Source organism: Diplocloster hominis, from assembly GCF_032380655.1.
Lineage (GTDB): Bacteria > Bacillota > Clostridia > Lachnospirales > Lachnospiraceae > Diplocloster > Diplocloster hominis.
Map to the genome: position 1 here is coordinate 128,772 of NZ_JAWDIY010000012.1, position 25,817 is coordinate 154,588.

The window sequence follows — 25,817 nt, forward strand, 5'->3', positions numbered from 1 at the left end:
GAAATGTATATGGACTTAAAAGAATTAAAAGAATATATGAAATTAGATATTAATACAATTTTAAAAAATGCCTTAATTAATTATTTTTGTATATCTGATAAAGAACGTGATTCATATACATTGGAAGAATTAAGTGACGAATATAATACCGAAGAGAATATAGAATTAACGCATGATTTGGATTACTTTAAATCGTCCATAATAGATATTAAAGAAAATTTCTCTAAGTATGAGTGGGTATATAATCGGCTCGATGACTTCAAGAGTAAAGAAATCTTTTTAAATCTCTTAAATGCAAAAGTTTTAATGGATTCAGAACTTGTCGAAAAATCTTATATGGATTCCCAAATCTATTTTTCTTCGGATTTATTTGGGAAACTTTTTAATGAATCATATGTTGATTGTGGGGCTTACAATGGCGATTCTATTATTGATTTTATATTAAAATGTCCTGATTACAAAAAAGTATATGCTTTTGAACCTAGCGCAGAAAATATAAAAAAATTAAAACTTAATTTAGATTCTTTATTAAATGATGATTCTATTCTAATTTATAACTATGCTGTCTATAATCGAAATACAGAACTTTATTTTGATGATAGACAAGATGATGGTGATAAAATAATTGAAGTTGGCGATATTAAAGTTAATGCTATAAAATTAGATGATATAATAAATGATGAAGTAACTTTTATAAAGATGGACATAGAGGGAAGTGAAAAAGAAGCTGTTGAAGGTGCAGAAAATATAATAAAAAAATATACGCCTAAGATGGCTATTTGTATTTATCATAAGCCTAATGATTTTTGGAGTATTATGGAAAAGATAAACGAATTTAATGTGAATTATAAATATGCTATTAGACATTATAGTCTAGAATCATATAGTGAAACAGTATTATATTGTATTCCTCAAAAACGAAATGAAATGGAGTGCCAACCTTTAAACATATTAAATGTTAATATAATAGAACAACGAAAAAATTTAGCTCTAAAAGTTGCTTATGGTTTTATGAATAGTAATTACGATCTTTTATTACGTTATACAAATTATCATAAATGGTTACTGAAATTATTAAGGTATAAAATCAATGATATTAAGATTTTGAAAAAATGGATCGACGAATTAGATGGAAGTAGAGATTATTTGAAAAAATTAGCTGATGAAAGAGAAGAAGTTGTACAAGAAAAAGAGAAGACAATAAAGTATTTAGAAAATTTAATCCGAGAACAATCAGAAATAAATGCTGTTCAAAATGATAAAATTAAGATTATGGAAGACCAATTAAATAATGAAAAGAACTTAAACTCAAAATTAAATTATAAATTAGATAAATTATTAGGTGATAAATGGATTCAAAAAATACTAAAAATTAAAAAAATAGATGTGTAGAATGGGTTAGGGGGATTACAAATGAATTTTGATTTTAAAATGGAACCAGGCCAAGAGATAAAAAGGGAATTATATTTGGAGTTGGATCATAAATCCCCTTTAGTATCTATAATAACCCCTTTTTATAATGCAGGAAAATATTTTGAACAAACTTTTAAATGTGTTGTAAACCAAACTTTTCCGTGGTTTGAATGGATTATAGTTGACGATGGATCTACTAATCAAAGTGATCTTTCGTTGTTGGATGATATTGCAAAAAGAGATATAAGAATAAATGTGTATCATAAAAGAAATGGTGGTATATCAACAGCTAGAAATTACGCTGTTAAAGAGAGTAGAACAGAATTTATAATACCATTAGATGCTGATGATTTAATAGCTCCTACCTATATAGAATGTTTATACTGGGGCTTATTCTATAATAAGGACTGTGACTGGGTTTATACAAAAAATATAGGATTTGGTAATCAAGAATATATATGGGATAAACAGTTCGATGCAAATTTATTAAAAACATATAATTTTTTAACCTATTCTGGTATGATTAGAAAATCGGCTATATTAGAGGTCGGAGGATATAATGAGATAACCAAACATTATTTTGAGGACTGGTACCTGTGGCTAAAACTGCTTTCGGCAGGAAAGAAACCTTTAAAGTTAGGTTTTTATGGATTTTGGTATAGAAGATTAGATACGGGTGTATTATCTATTGTAACAAACGATCCTCAAATAAAAAAAATAGCTGATGAATTAATATCCGATGCCGGACAAAATGTAGATATTTCTATTTCAGCAAAAGAATATCCTCGTATTAATGAAAAAGAGGCTTTTCGAAAAATTTCACGAATAACTTGGAATAGGGTATTACCAAAGAATAATAAAAAAAATATACTAATGATCATACCTTGGATGGAGATGGGGGGGGCTGATCTATTTAATCTGAATTTTATTAAACTCATTGATAAACAGCGGTTTTCGGTTTGTATAGTAACAACGGTGCCATCGGAAAGTACTTGGCGTCAAAAATTTGAAGAATTTACTGATGAAATATTTGAACTACCTACATTTTTAGATAACACAAATTATATTTCTTTCATTGATTACTATATTAAATCAAGGAATATAAATATAGTTTTCAATACTAATTCTTATTATGGATATTATATTATTCCTTGGATACGAATGAACTATCCAAGTATTAAAATAATTGATTATGTTCATATGGAAGAATGGTATTGGAGAAATGGTGGTTATGCAAGGATTTCAGGCGTTTTTGATAATTATATTGATAAGACCTTTGTGTGTAATAACAATACAAGAGAAACCATGATTAAATATTTTAATAAAGATATAGCTAAAATAGAAACCCTTTATATAGGTGTTGATACAGATAAATATAACGAAGAAAATGTACAAAAAGGTCTTATACGAAATAAATTTGATATAGATTGTGACACGCGAATTATCTTATTCCCTTGTAGAATTCATTTACAGAAAAGGCCATATTTAATGTTGGCTATAGCTGAAAAACTATATAAAGATAATTTTGCTTTTGTGATTGTAGGCGATGGACCTCTATTAAGTGAAATGCAGGAATATGTAAAATTAAATAACTTGGATGAATATATTTATTTTGCGGGAAGGCAAGAAAATATGTTGCCTTTTTATAAAGATTCTGATTTGACTTTAATATGTTCATTGAAAGAAGGATTGGCATTAACGGCCTATGAATCTTTAGCTATGGGAACGCCAGTTGTTTCTTCTGACGTAGGAGGTCAAGCTGAATTAATAGATAATGAAGTTGGTAGAATAATACCAGTTTATACTAATGAAAACGATATAAATAATAAGGTGTTTCAGGAAGAAGAGGTAAATCAATATATTTTTGCTATTAAGGATATATTAAGCGATCAAACAAAATATACTCAAATGTGTTCAAATGCTAAAAATAAGGTAAGAAATAATTTTTCATTATATACAATGATAGAAAAATTGCAATATGAATTAGAAACAATTTACGAGAAGAATGAGGAAGATAGAAGTAAAAATACATGGTTTCTATCTGATAATAAATTTATGGTTGAAGAATTACCGATATTGTATAATGAATTTGACAACATACATTGCGAGGCGGAAATTGTTTGGATAGAAAAAGAAAGAATTAAACAACTGTATGATAAAGTAGTTGAAAATTATCAAAATGAATTAAGAAGGATAGAAGAATGTAAAAACGAAGCTAATGATGAATTAAGAAAAATTTATAGTATGAGAAGTTGGAAGATTATTAAAAAATATCAATTTTTTATGAATTCAACGATAATTGGAAAAATATTATCAAAAATAAAATGTATTATATTTAAATAATAATTATTTTACAAAGGGATAGGAAATGAATAAAAATAAAAAGGAAAAAAATTATCTTGTAATATTTTTTTTGAATTTTATTATAATTACTTTATGTTATAGTGTATATATTTTTAATAGACATTATAGCGCTGATACTTATTTATCTGTTTTAGATCTTAATAATGTTGCTACTACCAATTTAAATAATGGAAGAGTTTTTCATTATTTAATTTATTCATTTTTTGATTTAATCAATTTTAATATACTTGATTATCAAATTTTAACTCAATTACTGTTAACTTTTGTTATAGCATGGGGGACTACATTAATATTTATTAAGTTTTTAAAACTTAATAATCAAAAAAATGTGTTTAAAAGTCTTATAATAGATGTTGGATTATTATTATTATTTTTAAATCCTAATTTTTTATTCGGTTGGTATTATTTTCCTGAAACATGTTTAGGCGCATCAATTTCGATGTTTGTAACTTTTTTATCAATTAATTATTTTTGTAATCAAAATTTACAGATAAAGAATATATTTAAAAGTTTTTTTTGGCTATTTTTAGCCATTGGAATGTATCAAGTTTATATCGAAATATACGTAGGTATATGCTTAACATATGTATTATGTAAACATAATGTAAAATTTAATAAGGAAGCGTTAAAAGAGTATTTATATATTGTTTTAGGCGGTGGCTTAATATGCCTTTTGAATATTTTTTTGATGTATATATTAACAAGTATAGATTTAGTATCCAAAGTAGAGCGATCTGCAACATTATCTTTTGAATTAATACTAAATAATATTAAAACAATTTTAAATAACCAAATTTGTATTTGGTTATCAATGGATGGCCTGCTACCTAATTTTTATTTAATATTGTTTTTAATAATAATTACATTGGCTTGTTTTTTGGGAGTTAAAATTAGTAAAGTTAGTTTAAATGTAAGAGATATTCTGTTTTTTATACTGAATTTATTAACTACTTATGCAGTAGCCTTTTCACCGAATATAATTAGTGGTTCTATTTATTTAGCTCCTAGAACTTATGTAGGTTTTTATTCGATTTTTTTTATGATCATTATCTTTGGAATTATATATATCAAAGATAATAAAATATTTAAATCAGTTTTTTATATTATTAATATTTTTTTAATAGTAGGTATAATACAGCTAATTGTAATACAAACCAATACAATAATTTCAAATCGGTTTGATGAAGCAGAAATTCAAACAATTAGTCGGAAAATTAAAGAATATGAAGTGGAAACAGGAACTATTATTAATAAGATAAGCTATACCTATGATGCGCATAGACGATACGGATACGATGGTGTTAAATATGTATTATATGACAATAATATTCGTGCTATGACTCATACATGGGGGTTCGAAAATATGATAAAATATTATATTGATAAAAATATAAATGTGACTGAAATGAATGATGGAGATTATTATGAATACTTTAAAAGTCAGGAATGGGATTACTTTGATCCTGACGAACAATTATGTTTTGTTGGATCGACCCTTTACTTGGTTATTTATTAGAAAAATTTATTTAACATGGAAGGAAAGGTTTAAAGATGATAAATTTTAATATTCCACCATATTCGGGAAGGGAATTAGAATATATAAAGAAAGCAATTGAAAATAAAAAAATATGTGGTGATGGTATTTTTACTAAGAAATGTCACTCTTGGTTTGAAAAAAATCTAAAAGCACAAAAAGTATTATTAACAACAAGTGGTACAACTGCGTTAGAAATGGCGGCTATTCTGTGTGATTTGCATCAGGATGATGAAGTAATATTGCCCAGTTATACATTCTCAAGTTCTGCATCATCTATTGTTTTAACTGGTGCAACACCTGTTTTTGTTGATATAAGGCCTGATACTATGAATATTAATGAGGATAAGATAGAAGAGGCTATTACAGACAAAACAAAAGCCATAATGGTGGTTCATTATGCAGGAGTAGCTTGTAATATGAAAAAAATAATGGATATTGCTCATAAATATGGTCTTAAGGTTATTGAGGATTCTGCGCAAGGGGTGATGAGTACATACAAGGGAAGAAGTCTGGGAACCATTGGTGATTTTGGCTGTTTGTCATTCCATGAAACAAAGAATTTTTCTATGGGGGAAGGCGGGGCTTTAATAATTAATGATAAGGAATATAACGAAAAAGCTGAAATTCTTAGAGAAAAGGGTACAAACAGAACGCAATTTTTTAGGGGACAAGTTGATAAATACACCTGGGTAGATTATGGAAGTAGTTATCTACCTAGCGAATTGAATGCGGCATATTTATTTGCACAATTAGAAGTGGCTAATGATATCATAGAAAATCGATTAAAGTTATGGAATAACTATTATACGGCGTTTCAACCACTGGAAAAGGTAGGCGCTCTTGAATTACCAACAATACCAGATTATTGTACACATAATGCACATATGTTTTATTTAAAATTAAGTGATCTAAATGAGCGCTCGACTTTTATATCATATTTAAAGGCTAATGGAATACAGAGTACATTCCATTATATACCGTTACATTCTTCTCCAGCCGGGAAAAAATTCGGAAGATATCATGGGGAGGATAAATTTACAACAAAAGAAAGTGAACGATTAGTTAGACTGCCTTTATATTATAATTTATTAACTGAGGATCAAAATAAGGTGATTGATAATGTTTTAAATTACTTTGATAATCATAAATTAAAATGATTTTTTAATGATAAATCGAAGGAAGGTATAAGGATATGGATATATCAGTAGTAATTCCTGTATATGGTTGTAAAGTCGCATTACCTGAATTATACAGAAGATTGTGTGAAAATTTAGAAAATTTAGTTATATCCTTTGAAATTATTTTTGTAGATGATTTTTGCCCTCAAAACTCTTGGATGGAAATAAAAAACATTTGTGCAAATGATAATCGAGTTATAGGTCTACGTTTGTCACGAAATTTTGGACAAATTCGTGCAATAACAGCAGGATTAGATAAGTGTAGAGGAGATTGGATAGTTGTTATGGACTGTGATTTACAGGACCGACCAGAATCTATTAAAGACCTTTATGAGAAAGCACTTGAGGGTTATGATGTTGTATTTGCACGGCGTATAGGGAGGAAGGATAGTTTTATAACCAAATTTTTTTCACGTTGTTTTTACAAAATCTATGATTATTTTACAGAAGGAACATTTGACAGTTCAATATGCAATTTTAGTATTTCCAAAAGAATAGTTATAGATAATTATTGTCGTATGCGAGAACAAAATAGAGCATACACAATGTTTATACGTTGGTTAGGATTTAAACAAATCGCAATTGATTTAAAAGCAGATGAGAGATATGAAGGTAAATCATCATATAGTATCAAGAAAAAAACAAAAATGGCCTTGGAAATAATAACATCACAATCTAATAAGCCGTTATTGTTTTCGGTTAAAATTGGTTTTTTAATTTCATTGCTATCCCTAATCTATATTCTTTATTTAATATGCAGGTATCTGATATTAGGTGATATATTGGTCGGATGGACTAGCTTAATTGCATCTATCTACTTGATGGGTGGAATATTATTATGTGCAATTGGGATTGTAGGCATTTATGTGGGAAATATATTTAACGAAGAAAAAAAACGTCCCTTATATGTAGTTGCTGAAAGCCTTAATGAAGAGATTAAAAGATAAGTCTTTAAGTCAATCTTTTTAATTACAAGTATAGAGTAACCAAAAAAATGAATGTAATCAAAGTATGATTTGAAATTTGGAGGTAAGTATGGTTATTGTTATAGGAGCTACAGGATTTATAGGAATGTACACGGTGGAAGCCTTTTTGAAAGCTGGCAAAAGAGTCGTTGCGACAGGAAGGAATATGGAATTAGGTCGCAAATTAATTGAAATGGGTGCTGATTTTATAGAATTAGATATTACAAGACCAACAGATTTTGAAAAATTGCCCAAAACTAATATAGAAGGTGTTATATTACTGGCGGGTTTATTGCCAGCTAATGCAAAAGCGGATTTGGAGAATACTGAGAATGCAGCAGACTATTTTAATATAAATGTTTTAGGTGCAATTAATGTATTAGAGTTTTGCAGAAAGAATGGCATTAAAAAAGTAATTGGAAATTGTAGTTATAGTGATGTGTCAGGATCTTGGGGAAAGGGATATCCAATTACTGAAGAAGAACCACGCAGTTTTAAATTTACGGGAGATCATGCGGTATATGTTATAAGTAAAAATGCTTGTAACGATGTGATGGAATACTATAATCAGCAACACGAAATGCAATGCGCATGGTTTCGCTTCCCTCCAGTATATGGAGTGGGACCTCATGGTACAATATATGTTAATGGTAAAGTTTATAAATCAGGTATCGCAACATTTATAGATAATGCAATACACGGAAAAAATATTGAGTTGTGGGGCGATCCTCATATAAAAAGGGACATTATATATGTAAAAGATGTTGCTGATGCATATGTATTGGCGCTTGAAGGCTCAAAGACATACGGATTATATAATATGACTGGAGGTACACAAATTGACCTAGAAGAACAAGCTAAAACAGTTATAGAATTATTTGGAGATATTGAGAAAAGTAGTATTATTTATAGACCAGAAATGAGTAATAATACACCTTCCTTTCTTTATAGTATGGAGAAAGCAAAGCTTGATTTTGGATTTGTTCCGAAATATAAAAAGTTTTATGATATGATGTTGGATTACAAAAAAGAATTAGATTCTGGGCGATGGAATGTGCTGGTTGAAGCAAGGAGAAAATAGAGGGGGAGTAAGTTTTGAAAAGATTAGCGATTATTGGAGCCTCATATTTGCAAGTGCCTTTAATTATAAAAGCAAAAGAGTTGGAGGTTGAAACCCATGTGTTTGCATGGGGAAAAAATGAACCTGGTGAGAAGTGTGCTGATTTTTTTTATCCAATAAGTATTATAGATAAAGAAACAATATTAAGAGAATGTAAGAAAATTGGAATAAGTGGAATATGCAGTATAGCATCTGATCTTGCTTCGATTACAGTAAATTATGTAGCGTGTGCTATGGGATTAGTAGGTAATTCTATTGAATGTACAATGATGTCAACCAACAAATATATGATGCGTCAGGCCTTTGAAAAAAATGGGGATCCTTCGCCCAAAAGTTACCTTGTATCTGATGGTATTTGTTTAAAAAATAAAAGTTTGAAATTTCCTATTATCGTAAAACCTACTGATCGGTCTGGGAGCCGAGGGATTACTAAGCTAAAAACCGAAGAGAATCTGGAATATGCTATACAGATAGCGAAAGAACAAGGATTTGAAAAAAAAGTTTTGGTGGAAGAATATGTTTACGGGGAAGAATACAGTATTGAGTGCATTTCTTGGAGAGGTAAACATAGTTTCATTGCAATGACAAAAAAATATACGACAGGAGCCCCCCATTTTATTGAAATGGCACATTTACAGCCAGCACTAGTTTCTCCAGAGATTTTAAACAAAGTTAAGAGGATTGTTTTTCATGCTCTTGATAGTTTGAAAATTGAATTTGGAGCTTCCCATACAGAAATAAAAATAGATAAAGCTGGCTCGATTAATTTAATAGAGATAGGTGGAAGGATGGGAGGGGATCTTATAGGTAGTAAGCTTGTAGAATTGTCAACAGGCATAGATTTTGTGCGTGCAGTAATACAAATAGCATTATCAGAAAAGCCGAATTTAGATCCTATAAAGGAAACGTCAGCAGCAGCAGTGCGCTATATATTTTCCGAAAAAGACATGAATGTTTTAGGTAAGATAAAATTAGAACATCCGGAAGTTCTCGTAAGCGCAGATATACAGGAAGTGGGGAACGGAAAGGTTACGGATAGTTCCAATAGGTATGGTTATTTTCTTTTAGAATCTAAAGATGTCAGAGATTTATTAGAATATATGCCAAATCAAATGGAGGATTAGTTAAGTTACCGATAAGTAGTAAGCAGCTTATCTGGTAGGAGTCAAGCATTACCATGAGTATTCGTGCTTTTTGGGAAGGGGTTATATGTTAATTTCAATAGATTCATTTACTGCATTTTGTAATCGTTGCTTATTCAGAAGATAGATTGCAGGGATTTGTAGTGTAGCTCCATGTAAGTATTATGTTGAAAATGGTGGAGAACTCACCATTTTTTATATTTGTTTCGCCAAACTTTAGTGGCAGAATGGATGATAAGCATGACTAATTCTAAGGTTAAAACTTTCTTTATGTTACATTTGTTAATAATGGTTTACTCTATGAGCGGTATATTAAGTAAAATGGCAGCCAAGCAGCACTTTTTAAGTTTCCAATTTTGTTTATATTATTCGTTGATTATTCTATTACTTGCAATATATGCTATTGGATGGCAGCAGATTATTAAAAAATTACCGTTGACTACTGCCTATTCAAATAAAGCAGTTACGATTGTGTGGGGACTTGTGTGGGGATTTGCATTTTTTCGTGAAAGTATTACTCTAGGTAAAATTATTGGTTCGATTCTGGTATTGATAGGAGTAGTTATTTTTGCGAGAGCGGACGAGGAGAAATTAGATGAACATATTGATTCTTAAATATAGCTGCATATTATTGGTAGGTGTTTTTATAAGCGCAATCTCACAGGTAATGTTAAAAAAGTCTGCGTTAAAAGAATATGAATCTAAGTTTAAAGAATACTTTAACCCTAGCGTTATAGTAGCATACGTATTATTTGTAAGCACAACATTCTTGTCTATAATTGCTTACAAAGGAATACCATTATCAATGGGGCCGGTATTAGAAGCAACAAGCTATATTTATATTACAATTTTTGGAGTGACTATATTTAATGAGAGAATAAATGCTAAAAAAATTATAGCCTTAATGTTTATTGTTATTGGGATAACTATATACTCAACATTGGGTTAAAAGTATTAGCATATTTTGTAAGTGATGATCATACAGAAAAATCGACAGATGATTTATTGTATGAATTAAATTATAATTAAATTTGTTCGTATACGGTAGACCATGAGAGCAGTTTTTTAGAATTTTTAAAGTGCTTATCCACAAAATACCTTTGAGATAAAAAGCACTCTGCAGGGAACAAATGGAACGGTCGCGCTTATGTGAATAACTCCTCGTACATGAGATTTTTGTATAAAACACACTTTTTAAAGTACTCTGTTTTGCGCAAAAGATCAGAGAATTTCAGTCGGGTGAGTCCCAATGAGTGAATGCTTTGCGACAACCTCCAGACCCTGCATCAGAAGCCGCCCGTTATGATCACTATAGCCTCTTCCGAAGATCGCGACCAGTTAAATTCTTCCAGTTCCAGACGTTTATACAAAAGCAGAACCCCATCGCCTTCCCAGTCCAGCTCCTTGTTTCGATCTGTGAGTCTTCCACAAAACAAAAACTGGATATCCTTCTGATAGGGATCCAACTGGAAATTAAATTTCACAATCGATGCTAGTCCCCAATTCCACGCCTGAGATCCGTATAGCCTGTCTCAAGATAAATTTCAGGAATCCGGTGGTATTATTTAGCATGAAGGAGTTCCCAAGTATCGAAAGTAGAGATTCTGATGCCAAGTTGGAGAGCTCTATCGTAAGATCACGTTTTTGGAGTATGATATCCGGTTGAAAGGACATATTAGGCAGCGATTTTTCAAAAGACGAACCTCCGCAAAGGAAACTGCCTGTAGTGCAGGCTGTGAAGGGAATTGTTCCCCTCCAAAAGTTCAGTTTGCGATTGTTCATAGGCTTCCTTGCGAAAAAATCTTTGCTAGTAGAAGAACTGTTTGTTTGAGAGACCATTTGACGTACATCAGGCAGTTTTTGTCATGACACTATTCATGCATTCCACCAAGATCTTGGCCCAGTGTTCTGCACGGACCTGATGGGTAATCTTATCCGTGATCAATAACTCCTCAAAAAACTTCTAGTTTTGTAGAGATATTATCTCATGGATTGAAGGAGATGGCACGGTACCAGCTATTTACAGTATATAAATCTTTAATTGCTGATGTTTTATCAATATAAATCTTTATAAATTCTGTAGTACCCCGCAGTAGCAATCTCATCAAATCCCAACTCCCCTGCATCAATCTCAGGAACCTGCCAAGTATACAAGGCAAAATACCGGCAACCATATTCCCGGGCAATTCGAACCACAACATTCAGATCAGGACTATCACTATTCAGCTGGTCATACATCTCCATGCTTTCAGGACAACTGGATTCTTCCGGCCTTCTTCCAAACAGCAAAGGGATCGTGGCATCATACTGCCGAATCGTAGTGGCCAGCAGATGTGGTGCTGCTAATTTTAAATCCCCGTCCTCCCCAGAGTCCTTATGGATTAATTGGCTAACCTCCAGTGTCGCCGTCGGTAATTTAAAATAATTTTCAGAAGTTTTAAAATTTCCATTATTAAAATTAAAAATAAAATCACCACTCATAATAATCAAAAGTGTTACAATGATTAGTACTGAATACCGTAAACCATTATTCTTTTGCCGTACTATAATATGAGTGAATACATAAGCTAATAGAATTGGTATAGGAAGTAACCAGAACATCCTCCAATAAACTGCTTCCTCAAAAAAAAATTTGGTTACAATCTTGAAAAATATTGGATTAAAAGTTAACAGAGTGACTAATACAGAAGGATAAACGAAATATTTCCGAGAGTCTTTTTCAATTAACAATATATATATAACGGCTAAAAAATATAATAAAAAGTAAATACCATTACCATTAAACTTTATAAAAGTGTCCCATATCATTGATTATTTCACCGCCCTATCTGATGATTAAATAAATGCACCCAAATATTAAACTCGGGGTACAGGCCAAAATGGCTTTCCATACAATCGAAATATTTTTTAATTCAAAACAAAGAACAATAATCTGCAGACCCAGGAACATAGGAAAAAGAAAAACTCCCATTGATGTAAGCACACAGGCAGCCATATTTGCAACTGCCATATTGACCCATAAAGCCACGCGGTTATTTTCTTTAACGGTTAATACCAAATACAGGCAATATGGAAGCATAGCATTTACTAATAATGATTTCCCCTGCCAAATACGAAACAAAAGAAACGATGAAACGGTATAGTCAGAAGCATTGCCCCAGATATTCAAAAGACATACTAAAATCAAAAAAACTGCTATTTTATTTCTATCACATTTAAATAATTTTGTCCCCACTAAATAAACCGCTCCGTAACACAATAAAATAAGGAATAAAGGAAGTATCGTATGTGCAATAATGGTAGGATGGAAGCCGGATATATTTGCTAATGCAGCATATAATAAGGGAAAAGGCGATAATACATAACGGGAGGGAAACATATCGTATGCCTCCCCTGTATATGGAGCATATTGAAACATTGTATTTGTCTGCCAGCTTGTTACAGCAGTTCCTACATAAAACGCATCGTCGTCATCCACATGTTGGAAGAAAGTAACCATAAAAATCTGTGCGGCAATCAATAGCAAAGCTATAACATACAGCCATGATATTTGTTTCAAATTGAAATGAAAGACCAAAGCTTTATTTTGCGGCAGTAAGATTCTCCTTAGCAGCAGTAAAACAATCGGTATTAAAAAAACAAATATTGCCCATGAAAGCACCAGATAATTAAACTTAACATATAAAAAAGTCATGGGTATAGCCAGAATACCAAATAAAGATAATATACCCATCCAGCCAGCAACATAATAAAATACAATGCCTACATGATCTGTTTTATAATATAAATTTAATACGATCCCCCAAATTATAGGCATAACTAATAAAAATAAAAATATTATTCCTATTTTTATGAGAAACATTATAAATTCTCCTCAAAGAAAAGTAATCCGCAAACAACAAGCGACGGTGATAACATAAAATAAGTACCGATATTTATATATTATATATAAACTATCGTTTGTAAGTTTAACAAAACTCTGTAGGGTTGTCAATGAAGTGATAGGAGAATCCCAGCAAAACCCTGGCAGATACCCAGCCTTGCAAACCTTGCAAACCCATCTTGCAAACCCATCATTGAATAATTTCTCCCATAATGCTATAATAATCAAAGTTCATCATAAAACGTGGGTAGAAACAACCCAATAAACAAAAACTAAAACCATAATTAAAACCGGAGGTACTCCAAAAATGAAAACATACCTGGTAACAGGCGGAGCTGGCTTCATCGGCTCCAACTACATCCACTACATGTTCCAAAAATACGACAATGCAATACGCATCATTAACGTAGACAGTCTCACTTATGCAGGAAACCTGGAAAACCTGGCAGAGATAGAAAATCGTGAGAACTATACCTTTGCAAAAGCAGACATCTGTGACGCCGAGGCTATCCAAAAGCTATTCGATGAAAACAACATAGACCGCGTGGTCCACTTCGCTGCGGAAAGCCACGTAGACCGGAGCATCCGAAACCCTGACGTATTCATCAAGACAAACGTTTTGGGCACGCTAAACATGTTAAATGCGGCAAAAAATTCCTGGGAGAATCCCGACGGGACATACAAACCGGACAAAAAGTTCCTGCATGTGTCCACAGATGAGGTATACGGCTCCCTGCCGGATGACGGAGGCTACTTCTACGAGAACACCCCCTACGATCCCCATAGTCCGTATTCCGCCAGCAAAGCATCCTCGGACATGCTGGTAAAATCCTACATCGACACCTATGGTTTCCCGGCGAACATCACCAACTGCAGCAACAATTACGGCCCCTATCAGTTTCCTGAGAAGCTGATCCCTCTCATGATCAACAACGCGCTGCAGGGCAAAAGCCTCCCGGTGTACGGAGACGGACTGAATGTCCGCGACTGGCTCTACGTGAACGACCATGCCAAAGCTATCGATCTGGTACAGGAATCCGGACGTTTGGGAGAAACCTATAATATCGGCGGACACAACGAGAAGAAAAATATCGAGATCATTGAGATCATACTGGATACCCTCCTGGAAATATTGCCGGCAGAAGATCCAAGACGCGCCAACATCAGCCGGGATCTGATCACCTATGTGGATGACAGGAAAGGGCATGACAGAAGATATGCCATTGCGCCGGATAAGATCAAAGCGGAGATCGGCTGGTACCCGGAGACGATGTTCAAAGAAGGTATAAAACTCACGATCCAATGGTATCTGGAGCATGAGGAATGGATGAAAAATGTAACTAGCGGCGGCTATCAGAAATACTACGAAGAGATGTACAAATAATTTAAAATAAGGCAGTATCCGTTGGGTACTGCCTACGTCTTGTGTGCCTCAATGTGTTATTGCTAAAGTAAGGAGCTCTGCAAACTAATGTAATTGAACAAAGTTATTTTATTTAAGATTAATATTATAACAGGAGGTTGAATGAATGAAAGGAATCATACTGGCCGGAGGTTCCGGTACCCGGTTATACCCACTGACCAAGGCAATATCCAAACAGATCATGCCTGTTTACGACAAGCCTATGATCTACTATCCTTTATCAATATTAATGCTCTCAGGCATCCGTGACATATTAATCATTTCCACACCAAGAGATCTGCCTGTATTTAAGGAACTCTTCGGTGACGGATCCCAGTTAGGCTTAAATTTATCTTACGCGGTTCAAGAGCACCCCCGCGGTCTGGCGGACGCATTTTTGGTAGGGGAGAAATTTATCGGAACCGACAATGTCGCGCTGATTCTGGGAGACAATATATTTTACGGCCAAAGCTTTTCCCAGATTCTCTACCGTGCTGTCGGACGTGAAAAGGGAGCGACGATCTTCGGCTACTATGTCCGCGACCCGCGGGAATACGGGGTCGTAGAATTTGATGCAGAAGGCAGAGCACTCTCGATCGAAGAGAAACCGGAGCATCCGAAGTCTAATTATGCAGTTCCCGGGCTATACTTTTACGATAATGATGTAATTGAAATTGCGAAAAATGTGAAGCCTTCAGCCAGGGGAGAAATCGAGATTACCAGTGTTAATAATGAATATCTTCGCCGTGGAACATTATATGTAGAAACTCTGGGACGGGGATTTGCATGGCTGGATACCGGGAACCATGATTCCCTGCTGGATGCGGCCGATTTTGTATCTGCGGTTCAGAAACGCCAGGGAATGTATATATCCTGTATTGAGGAAATCGCATACCGCCGTGGATTTATCGGTAGAGAACAGCTGGAAATGCTGGCTCAGCCGCTGTTAAAAACGGCATATGGGAAGTATTTGTTAGATATCGCGAATGGATTGTAAGAGAGGGGATTTTTACGATGGGACAAATTACAGTAACTGAGTGTGCAATCGAGGGCCTCAAAATCATAGAACCAAAAGTATTCGGAGACGAAAGAGGATACTTTATGGAGACATACAACTATAATGATTATGCGGCTGCCGGCATCGATATGAAATTTGTACAGGATAATCAGTCCAGCTCCAAACGAGGTGTTCTCCGGGGCTTGCATTTTCAGATCAATTACCCCCAGGACAAGCTCGTGCGTGTGGTCAGCGGGACAGTATTTGATGTGGCGGTGGACTTAAGGCCCGGGTCGAAGACATACGGCAAGTGGCATGGAGAGATTCTCTCAGCGGAAAATAAAAAACAGTTTTTCATTCCAAAGAATTTTGCCCACGGTTTTTTAGTGTTATCAGACAATGCAGAATTTTTCTATAAATGTACAGATTTCTATCATCCGAATGACGAAGGCGGCCTGCTGTGGAGCGATCCCCAGATCGGTATCGACTGGCCGGTTCCCGAAGGTATGGAGTTAATCATAGCAGAAAAGGATACCAAGTGGAGCGGGTTGGACAGTCTGTAATGAGTGCATGAAGAACTGATAAAGGAGTAATACAATGACCAAAAAAAAGATGGCTGTTGCGGCCATAGTGGCTGGCGTCATCCTGAATATTCTGATCCTCCTGGATTCCAGCCAGCAGTTGGTTACGCAGAATCAGGTGATCCTCGACTGGGGAAAGAAAATCCTATCATGCTTAATCCTGGATGGTTTACTGTTCGGACTGATACATTTTTGGGAAAAACTCACGGTACTGCCTGTGGAACTATACAAAAACCGCCGGCTGATCTGGAAACTGTCCATAAATGACTTTAAGACCCGGTTCGCAGGTTCTTATCTGGGAATTATCTGGGCTTTTATTCAGCCGGTAGTGACGATTCTGGTTTATTGGTTTGTCTTTGGCGTGGGTTTTCGTTCCGGGCAGGAGATGGCGTACCCGTTTGTCCTGTATCTGGTGGCCGGTATGGTCCCTTGGCTGTTCTTTTCAGAGGCATTGAATTCAGGAACGAATGCGCTGCTGGAATATAACTATTTAGTGAAAAAAGTCGTGTTTAAGATTAGTATACTGCCGATAATCAAGATTTTATCGGCAGCTTTTGTGCATATTTTCTTTTTGGCATTTGCACTGGTCCTTTTTTCAGGGTACGGGTACTTTCCTGATCTGTATACCCTGCAGGTGATCTATTATTCGTTCTGCCTGTTTGCATTGGTGCTGGGATTGTCCTATGCTACCTGTGCCGTGGTTATTTTTTTCCGGGATCTTTCGCAGATGATCTCTATTGCGCTGCAGGTAGGGGTATGGCTGACGCCCATCATGTGGGATGTCAGTATATTCCCGGAGAAATGGAGATGGATTTTTAAACTGAATCCGATTTATTATATTGTAAATGGTTACCGGGACGCCTTGCTGGATAAAATATGGTTTTGGGATCACTTTTATTTTACCCTGTATTTCTGGCTGTTTACGATAGCGGCATTTGGCTTTGGTACATTAATCTTTAAGCGGCTGAAAGTTCATTTTGCCGATGTATTGTAAAGTGAGGGAGCCTCGATGAAAGAGAATATAGCGATTCAAGTGGAAGATATCACCAAAATTTATAAACTTTATAACAAACCCTCCGACCGCCTGAAGGAATCCCTGGGTTTAACCAGACAGAAGAGACACAGGGACCATTATGCGCTGAAACATTTGAATTTTGATGTTTTCAAAGGGGAAACCGTCGGGATCATCGGGACGAACGGTTCCGGGAAATCGACGATATTAAAGATTATCACCGGCGTATTGAATCCTACCGGGGGAAACATAAGCATTGACGGACGGATCTCAGCGCTTCTTGAATTGGGCGCGGGATTCAACATGGAATATACCGGGATTGAGAACATCTATTTAAACGGTACGATGATAGGATTTTCCGAAAAAGAGATAGATGAAAAACTGGACGACATTCTGGAGTTCGCTGATATCGGAGAGTTTGTAAACCAGCCGGTTAAGACTTATTCCAGCGGTATGTTTGTACGTCTGGCCTTCGCGGTTGCCATTAATATCGATCCTGAGATTTTGATTGTGGATGAAGCCCTGTCTGTGGGAGATGTATTTTTTCAGGCGAAATGCTATCATAAGTTTGAAGAATTCAAAAGACTTGGAAAAACGATTCTGTTCGTCAGCCACGATCTGAGCAGCATCAGTAAATACTGTGACCGGGTGATCTTACTGAATCAGGGAGAAAAAGTTGCGGAGGGAAAGCCGAAGCAGATTGTTGATTTATATAAAAAAATACTGGTGCATCAGTTTGATCCAGATCAGGAGGGGGTAACCAGAGTGACGGATACCCCTGGCGAGAATACCTGGAAGTCACATTTCCGCCTGAACCCTGAACAGTTGGAGTACGGGGAGAAGCAGGCGGAGATCGTGGATTTCGCTGTGATTGATGAGGAAGATGAGTACAGCACGAATATCATCAAGGGGAAAAAGTTCAAGATTAAAATGAAGGTGCAGTTCCATTCCACAGTAAATGAGCCGATTTTTGCGTTTACGATCAAGAATCTGCAGGGAACGGAGATCACGGGCACGAATACCATGTTTGAGCATATCTATATTTCGCCGCAGAATGAGGGAGACGTAAGAGAGGTTTCTTTTGAACAGGATATGCCGCTGCAGGGGGGGGAATATCTGTTGTCTTTAGGCTGCACTGGCTATAGAAACGGGGATTTTGCGGTTTACCACCGACTGTATGATGTCTGTGGAATTACTGTGATCTCCGATAAGGATACGGTTGGATTTTTTGACCTGAATTCGCAGATCGAGGTAAGCTGAAGGAGCATCCGGCAGACAGATGATTAATTATAGAAAAGTATGCTTAGGAAGGAGGCTGCATATGAAAGAAACGATCGGCCGCGTGATTATCAATTATGATTATTATACCGGAAAGGATTATTACAGCGACGGTGCGGTAGAAGATGAGATTCTGGAGATAGTACAGAACTATCCGGAAGAGGAGTATAATAAAGTAATCGCTCAGCGTAAGAGCTGGCCCATTCTTTACCACTTATCACACCTGCGCTCGAATATAGTCCGTTGGCTTCCTGTTCAGAAAACAGATAAGATTCTCGAAGTGGGTGCGGGGTGCGGAGCTATAACCGGTGGACTGGCAGATACCGGAGCCCAGATTACCTGTATCGATCTCTCGAAGAGAAGAAGTCTGATCAATGCTTACCGGAACCGGGATAAGAGAAATATCGAAATCATCGTCGGTAATTTCGCGGATGTGGAGCCGAATCTGACAAAGAGATATGATATCATTACTCTGATCGGTGTGTTTGAATATGGTCAGGCGTACATTCCCGGGGATCGTCCCTATGAGACTTTTTTAAAAACGATAGCCAGGCATCTGGCTCCAGGCGGGAAGATCGTGATAGCGATTGAAAATAAGTTCGGTTTAAAATATTGGGCAGGCTGTAAGGAAGATCACGTGGGAAAATATTTCGAGGGAATCGAGGGGTATCCAACCACCAGCGGAGTACGTACATTTTCGAGAAAAGAGTTAGAGGATCTGGCAAAACAGTGTGGATTCTGCAAATGGGAATTTTATTATCCCTATCCGGATTATAAGTTTCCACTGTCCATCTACTCTGATCAATATCTTCCCAAACAGGGAGAACTGTTGAATAACCTGAATAATATGGACAGGGACAGGGCGATTCTGTTCAATGAGGCGAAAGTTTTCGACATGATTATTGAAGAGGAGATGTTTCCATTTTTTTCAAATTCGTATCTGATGGTCTTGGAAACAGATAAAGAGCTATGAGAAAACTGATATTTTCGAAATTTTCAAATGAAAGAGCAAAAAAATTCAATATCAGAACGGATATTCTGGAAGATGAACAGGGGAAACGTTACGTGAGAAAATATCCGGATACCGTTGAGAGTGAGCAGCACGTCGCATCCATTTATCATAGCTTCCAGCAACTTACAGAGCTGTATTGCAAAACGACCATCCGCGTGAACCGCTGTGAACGGATTGCAGAAACGACGATGACAGGAAATCTGGGCGGGCTGGAGTTCGAGTATCTTACGGGACCGACTTTGGAAGAGATTCTCGACCGTTTACTCCTGAACGGAGACAAGGAAGGTATGTTTTCTGAAATGTTAAAATTCACGGATGTTGTAAAGCAGCAGGCAACCGAGAATTTTGTGATAACTCCTCAGTTTACCGAAGTCTTTGGCGAAGTTAATTTGCCGGCCGGACTTCTGTGCGCATCAGTGAATAATATTGACATGGTGTTCAATAATGTCATTGTGGATGATTGTTATAGTCTGATTGATTATGAGTGGACCTTTGACTTTCCGATACCGGTGAATTATATACTGTACCGCGCGCTGTTTTATTATTCACGCGGAGACTCCAGGGCGGAGGTAAAGGATATGGGCCTGTTTCATCGGCTTGGCATAACCGGTGATGAGATGGCGGAATATATGAAAATGGAGATTCATTATCAGGGATACCTTCTCGATGGGCATGTCCCTGTGCGGGATATGGTGGCGGCGATCGGACAGCCGGTGATCCGGGCTGATCAGGCTTTTGAAAATGAGTTGATCAGACAGAATAGAAGAATACAGATATATTATGACTTTGGAAACGGATTTTCAGAAGAGAATTCCTGTCACATTGTTCCCCGGTCAATGGAAAGCGGCTGCGCAGAACTGGAGATCGATATCCCTGATCAGACTGTCGTAGTACGGATTGATCCGTCAGATTTTCCATGCATCGTGAAAGTACAGGAATTGCTGGGCTTTTCGGTCAATGCAAATGCCTATGAAAAACTGGAATTTTTATCGAATGGATTCAACCTGCCAGAGAACATGATTCTGTATCCGTTCTCTGACTCTCAGATTTTGATTGCTCTGAAACCGGATATCAAAAAACTGTTTTTCCGGATGAAGATAGAACCATTGGAGGATGGGATCTACCAGGAGTTATCTCATTCTTTAAAAGAATACCAGAAGGATATTGATGAGCAGATCCGCTTTCTGGAGAACAAAACCATAAAGGGAAAAGTGGTCACTATTATGAAAAAAGTGAAACATAAATTTGTGAAATCACCCTGAGTGGATGTTGTGATGCGGGAAAGGCAGAGGATGAACATGAATAAAATGGTCTTAAAGGATATATCCGGTGAATTAAAACGGATCCGGCGGCAGGAAGGGCTTCGTTCTTATCTATGGGCGAGGCCTTTTCTGTATGAAGAAGCTTTACAGAAAAATTTGTATTATGCCTGGTATAGGGAGAAGGAAAAAGTCAGTAAAGAAGGGATATGCAGTCGAAAGACACAAAAATTTACAGTTGCTGTTTATCTGTCGTCTGAGCGGGAAGAAAAATTGCGTGACTCTTGGGTTGAGGCAGTGAATAACGATTTTTCGAAATATAAAGCAGCCCAGCAATATCATAAGGTCAATTACCTGCCAGTTAACCGTTTGAGTGATGTTAGGACAAAGGATACAGGTGATTTTACTGTGTTCTGGCGGTTTGGTGATGTTTGTGCGCCCAATGCATTGCGGGAACTCGCCAAACTCATCCATGAGCGCCCGGATGTGGATATCATTTATTCCGACGAGGATCGCCTGACAAAGGATCACACCAGAACAGATCCGTTTTTCAAACCGGACTGGTCGCCGGATACCTTTCTGTCTTTTTTTTATATCGGGAATCTTCTTTGTGTGCGTACCGCACTGTTAGAACAGCTTGATCTAATTGAATATGGCGATATGAGACTACAACTCTACGACGCCATATTAAAGGCGTCGGAGTGCACGAATCGTATTTTGCATATTCCCCAAATTTTATATCATAACAGGGAAGGCTTTCGGGAGGAAAACTGTCCAATTGGGGAATTCATCTTCGAAAAAGAAACGGTGGAAACAGCAGCGATAAAACAGCAGGCTCTTGCAAGAAGAGGGATATCCGGATGGTTACAGTGGGAGCCTCAGATGTGTATGTACAGACCCGTCTATAAAGTTCCGGAAGATACCCCCCAAGTTGACATCATAATACCATCTAAGGATCATTTTCCGATACTGAGCAGGTGTGTAGAGTCGCTGATCGGAATGACGGCCTATAAAAATTATCGGATAACGGTCGTTGATAACGGAAGCCGGCCGGAATGCCGGAAGAGTACAGAACAGTTGGTGAAAAGAGCCAATGGGCAATATCTTTATCAGGAGATGGAGTTCAATTTTTCCAGTATGTGTAATATCGGGGCGCAGAATACGGAAGGGGAATATATTCTTTTTCTCAATGACGACATCGAAGTCATACATCCGGAATGGCTGTCGATCATGTTGGGACAAGCGGCTCTTCCCTATATTGGAGCGGTTGGCGCGAAGCTTCTGTATCCGGATACGAGGCTGATACAGCATATTGGTGTGACGAATCTGAAGATTGGCCCTGCACACAAATTATCTATGGAGACGGACGAAAAGTCCCATTATTTCGGAAGAAACAGAATGGAATATGATTATCTCGCTGTCACCGGCGCGTGCCTGCTCGTATCCCGGAATAAATTCGAATGTGCGGGAAGATTCGATGAAGCAATGAGAGTGAGATATAATGACGTAGAACTGTGCATGTCCTTATATGAACATGGATATTACAATGTCGTCCGTACTGATGTATCTTTATACCATCATGAGTCCATCAGCAGGGGGGATGATACCCTGGATGTAGAAAAAATGCGGGAACTGATACGGGAGCGGGAACATTTGTATAAGAAACACCCGCAGTTTAGGGAGCGCGATCCGTTTTATAATCCGAATCTTGTTGATCATAAGACCTTATATCAGCCGGATTATATCTATGGTTTTGAGAAGAGGGCAGAACGAAGCAGCTGCCGCCGATTCAAAAAGCAGATAAAACCAGAGTGGATCAATGAGTGTTTCCGTCTGCATATAGAGAAGATCGAACAAAAGGAAGGATATATATATCTGGAGGGGTGGTCGTTCATCCAGGGAAGTGATAACAGCGCTTATAAGAGAGATATTCTATTGCGGGAATGCAGTCAGGACGGAGAAATCCTGAAAGTATCTGTTGTACCTCGGTACCGAGACGACGTGCTAGGCCAATATCCAGCGGAAAAGAATATAAGTTTGTCAGGTTTTGTATGTCGTATTCCAAACGACGAGTTGAAAAAAAATACTTCCTATAATATAGCGATGCTGGCTAAGGCGGCCTATTCCAGACAGATTTTGTTTATTGCCTCAACATCGGAGATATCTGTATCATGACAGGTACTTCTACTATATAAGTCGAGCTGCTATAACTTAATATAAAATTAATAAAATGTTAAGAAAATACAATAATTGGTATTTGCTATAGCATTGCGAAATAGTAGGAAAAATGTTATACTTTTAGACGAATTATGTAAATTATACACGAGGGTGTTAAATAGGGTTAAGGAGGAGCAGGTAGTGAAGATTACAAAGGCGTTGCTTATAGCAAAAGAATTTTTCGCGAACCTATCAAGGAAGCAGATTATAATCGCATCGGTCACCGGTGGACTGCTGGTTACTGCAGGTGCAGTTGCGTTAGGCGTTCATGCATATAATAATAAGGATAACATGGATTTAACAGTTTTAAGCGGAGCAGTGGAAAGCGGAGGGCAGATCGGCGGGGACCTAATGGATAATTATGTCCAGGTGGTGGCTGCGGCTAATGAATTGTCAACTCCGCTTCCTGAACAAACGCCTGTACCGACACCGGAAGTGGTTGAGGAAAAAGATATTCCCGTTACATTGAAGGCAAATTCTGTTGAAAAAGACCTCAAGGTAAAAATAGTAGACGCAAAGGGCAATCTTCTTAAGGGCGCTGAATTCGAAGCAAATATCGCAAAGTTTAAGACGAAAAAGAAGACGGAAAAATCTAAGGTTTATAAGGATGATGATAAAGACGGAATCATTTATCTCAAAGATCTGGAGCCAGGAGATTATCAGGTCGTACTAAATGAGATAAAGGGGTATGAGATTCCCAAATCTCCCACAAAAGTAACAGTAAAAGATAAAATTGAGTATAAACCGATTCAAGATATTAAAAATGAGATAAAGAGTGAGAGTGAGATCGTAGTTTCAAAGGAGGATGCGTCGGCGGTAACTTCCCGGCCGAGTTCACCGGCTCCGGATGATTCCGTTCCCTATGTAGCTTCCTCGAAAACGGAAAATAAAACTGCTGATATGGAAAATGGAAAACCGGTCTATGTAGTCACCGGAGAGGAACAAACAAGAGAGAATCAGGCAGCGCTGCCTACGGCGAATGCCGGTGAAATCGTGGCCAAGACGGTGGATGGCAAAGCGATCAGCAATACGGCGGATTCCTATATTTTCAAGGAAGGAAATGCATACTACTATCTGAAAAGTTATAAGAAGGTAACTGGAAATGTTCCAAGCCCCAGCCCGTCACCAAGCGCGAGTCCGAGTCCCAGCCCGTCACCTACGCCGACAGCTACTCCGGAGCCCACACCTACACCGACGGCTACTCCGGAGCCCACACCTACGCCATCAGCTACTCCGGAGCCTACCCCTACACCGACGGATACTCCAGAGCCTACTCCCTCGAATACGCCGGATGTGACAGAGGAACCTTCGCCTACCCCGCAGCAAACCGGTGAGCCGACTGCATCCCCCGCAAATTCACCGGAGAGTACTTCAGTAACTGTTGGATCGACAGGAATGGTGAAGAACTTTCAGAGTATTGCATCTGTATCAAGAAATGCAGCCCCGAGGGTGGCGACGGCAAATGCGAAGGATACTTATACTTATGTCTATCAGAAGTTGGAACCCAGTGTTACAGTATCTTATAAATATACCGGCTGGCAGACCATAGACGGTAAAAAATATTACTACGATAAAAATGGCAATAAGGTGACCGGACAGCAGGTTATCCAGGGAATCAAATATAATTTCGGTTCCGACGGCGTTTGTGTTACCAATACTGTGGTTGGAATCGACGTGTCCAAGTATCAGGGAAATATTGACTGGGAAGCGGTAAAGAACAGCGGCATCGAATTTGCTATGATTCGTGTCGGATATCGAGGATATGGTTCCGGCGTGCTGGTTGAAGATCCTTACTTCAAGAGAAATGTTAAGGAGGCTAATCGGGTCGGTATAAAAGTAGGCCTTTACTTCTTCACGCAGGCAGTCGATGAGGCGGAGGCTGTGGAGGAAGCCAGTATGGCGATCAGCCTGGCCCGCAATTATTCGATCTCTTACCCGATCGCCATTGATACTGAGCGTGTGAATGGGTCCGGCCGAGCCGACGGCCTGGACAAAAATACCCGGACGGCTGTCGTGAACGCGTTTTGTAATACAGTAAGAAGTGCGGGCTATGCGCCGATGGTTTACGCAAGCTCGAATTGGTTTAAAAATAATTTGAACGACAGTTCTATATCTGCGGCTAAATGGGTAGCTCATTATGGTGTTGACAAACCGAGCTATGGCGGTAATTATCAAATCTGGCAGTATACGTCCAGCGGTCAGGTTTCCGGAATCAAAGGGCGCGTGGATATGAATATCAGCTATATGAACTAAGGTATACTGTAAGTTGTAGATTAAAATCCCTGCCCGATAAAGGCAGGGATTTTTCTTGTATAATAAGAAAGTTCGCCAAATAGCGAACTATTGATTAAAAAAGCCCGCAAAATGCGAGCAAAGTAAACAGACGGTGGTTAGAAGAGGTCAATATAAAATCCTTCTTCAAATTCATCGTCATCCAGGTCATCATCCTCCGTAAGA

At 37.2% G+C, this 25,817-nt stretch carries 21 protein-coding genes; 18 read left to right on the plus strand and 3 right to left on the minus strand.

The genetic code is table 11. The features are described 5' to 3' along the window. Positions 1 to 9 precede the first annotated feature (9 nt). The 9 genes from ABC831_RS13065 to ABC831_RS13105 all read left to right on the plus strand — a co-directional run bounded on the left by ABC831_RS13065 (position 10) and on the right by ABC831_RS13105 (position 10,668). On the plus strand, positions 10 to 1,392 hold the full coding sequence (locus ABC831_RS13065; RefSeq protein WP_343248569.1) for an FkbM family methyltransferase: 1,383 nt from the start codon (positions 10 to 12) through the stop codon (positions 1,390 to 1,392). Positions 1,393 to 1,413: 21 nt separating this feature from the next. Further along, positions 1,414 to 3,756: a glycosyltransferase gene (locus ABC831_RS13070; RefSeq protein WP_343248570.1), complete on the plus strand. Its 2,343-nt coding sequence runs from the start codon at positions 1,414 to 1,416 to the stop codon at positions 3,754 to 3,756. 25 nt (positions 3,757 to 3,781) lie between these two features. Beyond that, on the plus strand, positions 3,782 to 5,293 hold the full coding sequence (locus ABC831_RS13075) for a glucosyltransferase domain-containing protein (protein WP_343248571.1): 1,512 nt from the start codon (positions 3,782 to 3,784) through the stop codon (positions 5,291 to 5,293). Between the two features lie 35 nt (positions 5,294 to 5,328). Then, complete coding sequence (gene rffA / locus ABC831_RS13080; RefSeq protein ID WP_343248572.1) at positions 5,329 to 6,471, plus strand: dTDP-4-amino-4,6-dideoxygalactose transaminase; 1,143 nt, start codon at positions 5,329 to 5,331, stop codon at positions 6,469 to 6,471. Positions 6,472 to 6,506: 35 nt separating this feature from the next. Continuing rightward, positions 6,507 to 7,439 carry a glycosyltransferase family 2 protein gene (locus ABC831_RS13085; protein WP_343248573.1) on the plus strand — a complete coding sequence of 311 codons (933 nt, stop codon included), beginning with the start codon at positions 6,507 to 6,509 and terminating at the stop codon, positions 7,437 to 7,439. An 88-nt stretch (positions 7,440 to 7,527) separates the two neighbouring features. After that, positions 7,528 to 8,538, plus strand: a complete 1,011-nt coding sequence (locus ABC831_RS13090; protein ID WP_343248574.1) for an NAD-dependent epimerase/dehydratase family protein — start codon at positions 7,528 to 7,530, stop codon at positions 8,536 to 8,538. Positions 8,539 to 8,552: 14 nt separating this feature from the next. Continuing rightward, positions 8,553 to 9,701: an ATP-grasp domain-containing protein gene (locus ABC831_RS13095; RefSeq protein ID WP_343248575.1), complete on the plus strand. Its 1,149-nt coding sequence runs from the start codon at positions 8,553 to 8,555 to the stop codon at positions 9,699 to 9,701. 258 nt (positions 9,702 to 9,959) lie between these two features. Then, positions 9,960 to 10,334: a transporter gene (locus tag ABC831_RS13100; protein WP_343248576.1), complete on the plus strand. Its 375-nt coding sequence runs from the start codon at positions 9,960 to 9,962 to the stop codon at positions 10,332 to 10,334. Beyond that, a complete protein-coding gene (locus tag ABC831_RS13105) occupies positions 10,315 to 10,668 on the plus strand; it encodes an SMR family transporter (RefSeq protein ID WP_343248577.1) in 354 nt (117 codons plus the stop codon). Before ABC831_RS13100 ends, ABC831_RS13105 begins: the two co-directional genes overlap by 20 nt. Before the next feature lie 337 nt (positions 10,669 to 11,005). Here the strand turns inward: ABC831_RS13105 and tnpB are convergent, their stop codons facing one another. The 3 genes from tnpB to ABC831_RS13120 form a co-directional block, all read right to left on the minus strand. Beyond that, a complete protein-coding gene (gene tnpB / locus ABC831_RS13110; RefSeq protein ID WP_343248589.1) occupies positions 11,006 to 11,206 on the minus strand; it encodes an IS66 family insertion sequence element accessory protein TnpB in 201 nt (66 codons plus the stop codon). Positions 11,207 to 11,774: 568 nt separating this feature from the next. Further along, entirely contained in the window at positions 11,775 to 12,527 is a 753-nt protein-coding gene (locus ABC831_RS13115; RefSeq protein ID WP_343248578.1) for a hypothetical protein, read from the minus strand. A 16-nt stretch (positions 12,528 to 12,543) separates the two neighbouring features. Further along, entirely contained in the window at positions 12,544 to 13,581 is a 1,038-nt protein-coding gene (locus ABC831_RS13120) for a DUF6077 domain-containing protein (protein ID WP_343248579.1), read from the minus strand. Positions 13,582 to 13,909: 328 nt separating this feature from the next. On the opposite strand from ABC831_RS13120, the gene rfbB reads away from it, so the two are divergent. The 9 genes from rfbB to ABC831_RS13165 all read left to right on the plus strand — a co-directional run bounded on the left by rfbB (position 13,910) and on the right by ABC831_RS13165 (position 25,613). Beyond that, complete coding sequence (gene rfbB, locus ABC831_RS13125; protein ID WP_343248580.1) at positions 13,910 to 14,986, plus strand: dTDP-glucose 4,6-dehydratase; 1,077 nt, start codon at positions 13,910 to 13,912, stop codon at positions 14,984 to 14,986. A gap of 145 nt (positions 14,987 to 15,131) precedes the next feature. After that, a complete protein-coding gene (gene rfbA / locus ABC831_RS13130) occupies positions 15,132 to 16,001 on the plus strand; it encodes a glucose-1-phosphate thymidylyltransferase RfbA (RefSeq protein ID WP_343248581.1) in 870 nt (289 codons plus the stop codon). Positions 16,002 to 16,018: 17 nt separating this feature from the next. Then, positions 16,019 to 16,564 carry a dTDP-4-dehydrorhamnose 3,5-epimerase gene (gene rfbC, locus ABC831_RS13135; protein WP_343248582.1) on the plus strand — a complete coding sequence of 182 codons (546 nt, stop codon included), beginning with the start codon at positions 16,019 to 16,021 and terminating at the stop codon, positions 16,562 to 16,564. A 34-nt stretch (positions 16,565 to 16,598) separates the two neighbouring features. After that, entirely contained in the window at positions 16,599 to 17,576 is a 978-nt protein-coding gene (locus ABC831_RS13140; RefSeq protein ID WP_343248583.1) for an ABC transporter permease, read from the plus strand. A gap of 15 nt (positions 17,577 to 17,591) precedes the next feature. Then, on the plus strand, positions 17,592 to 18,854 hold the full coding sequence (locus ABC831_RS13145) for an ABC transporter ATP-binding protein (protein WP_343248584.1): 1,263 nt from the start codon (positions 17,592 to 17,594) through the stop codon (positions 18,852 to 18,854). A 61-nt stretch (positions 18,855 to 18,915) separates the two neighbouring features. Then, a complete protein-coding gene (locus ABC831_RS13150; RefSeq protein ID WP_343248585.1) occupies positions 18,916 to 19,845 on the plus strand; it encodes a class I SAM-dependent methyltransferase in 930 nt (309 codons plus the stop codon). Beyond that, complete coding sequence (locus ABC831_RS13155; protein WP_343248586.1) at positions 19,842 to 21,146, plus strand: hypothetical protein; 1,305 nt, start codon at positions 19,842 to 19,844, stop codon at positions 21,144 to 21,146. Before ABC831_RS13150 ends, ABC831_RS13155 begins: the two co-directional genes overlap by 4 nt. Before the next feature lie 30 nt (positions 21,147 to 21,176). Beyond that, positions 21,177 to 23,318, plus strand: a complete 2,142-nt coding sequence (locus ABC831_RS13160) for a glycosyltransferase family 2 protein (RefSeq protein WP_343248587.1) — start codon at positions 21,177 to 21,179, stop codon at positions 23,316 to 23,318. A gap of 183 nt (positions 23,319 to 23,501) precedes the next feature. Then, entirely contained in the window at positions 23,502 to 25,613 is a 2,112-nt protein-coding gene (locus tag ABC831_RS13165) for a GH25 family lysozyme (protein ID WP_343248588.1), read from the plus strand. The last annotated feature ends 204 nt before the right edge of the window (positions 25,614 to 25,817 follow it).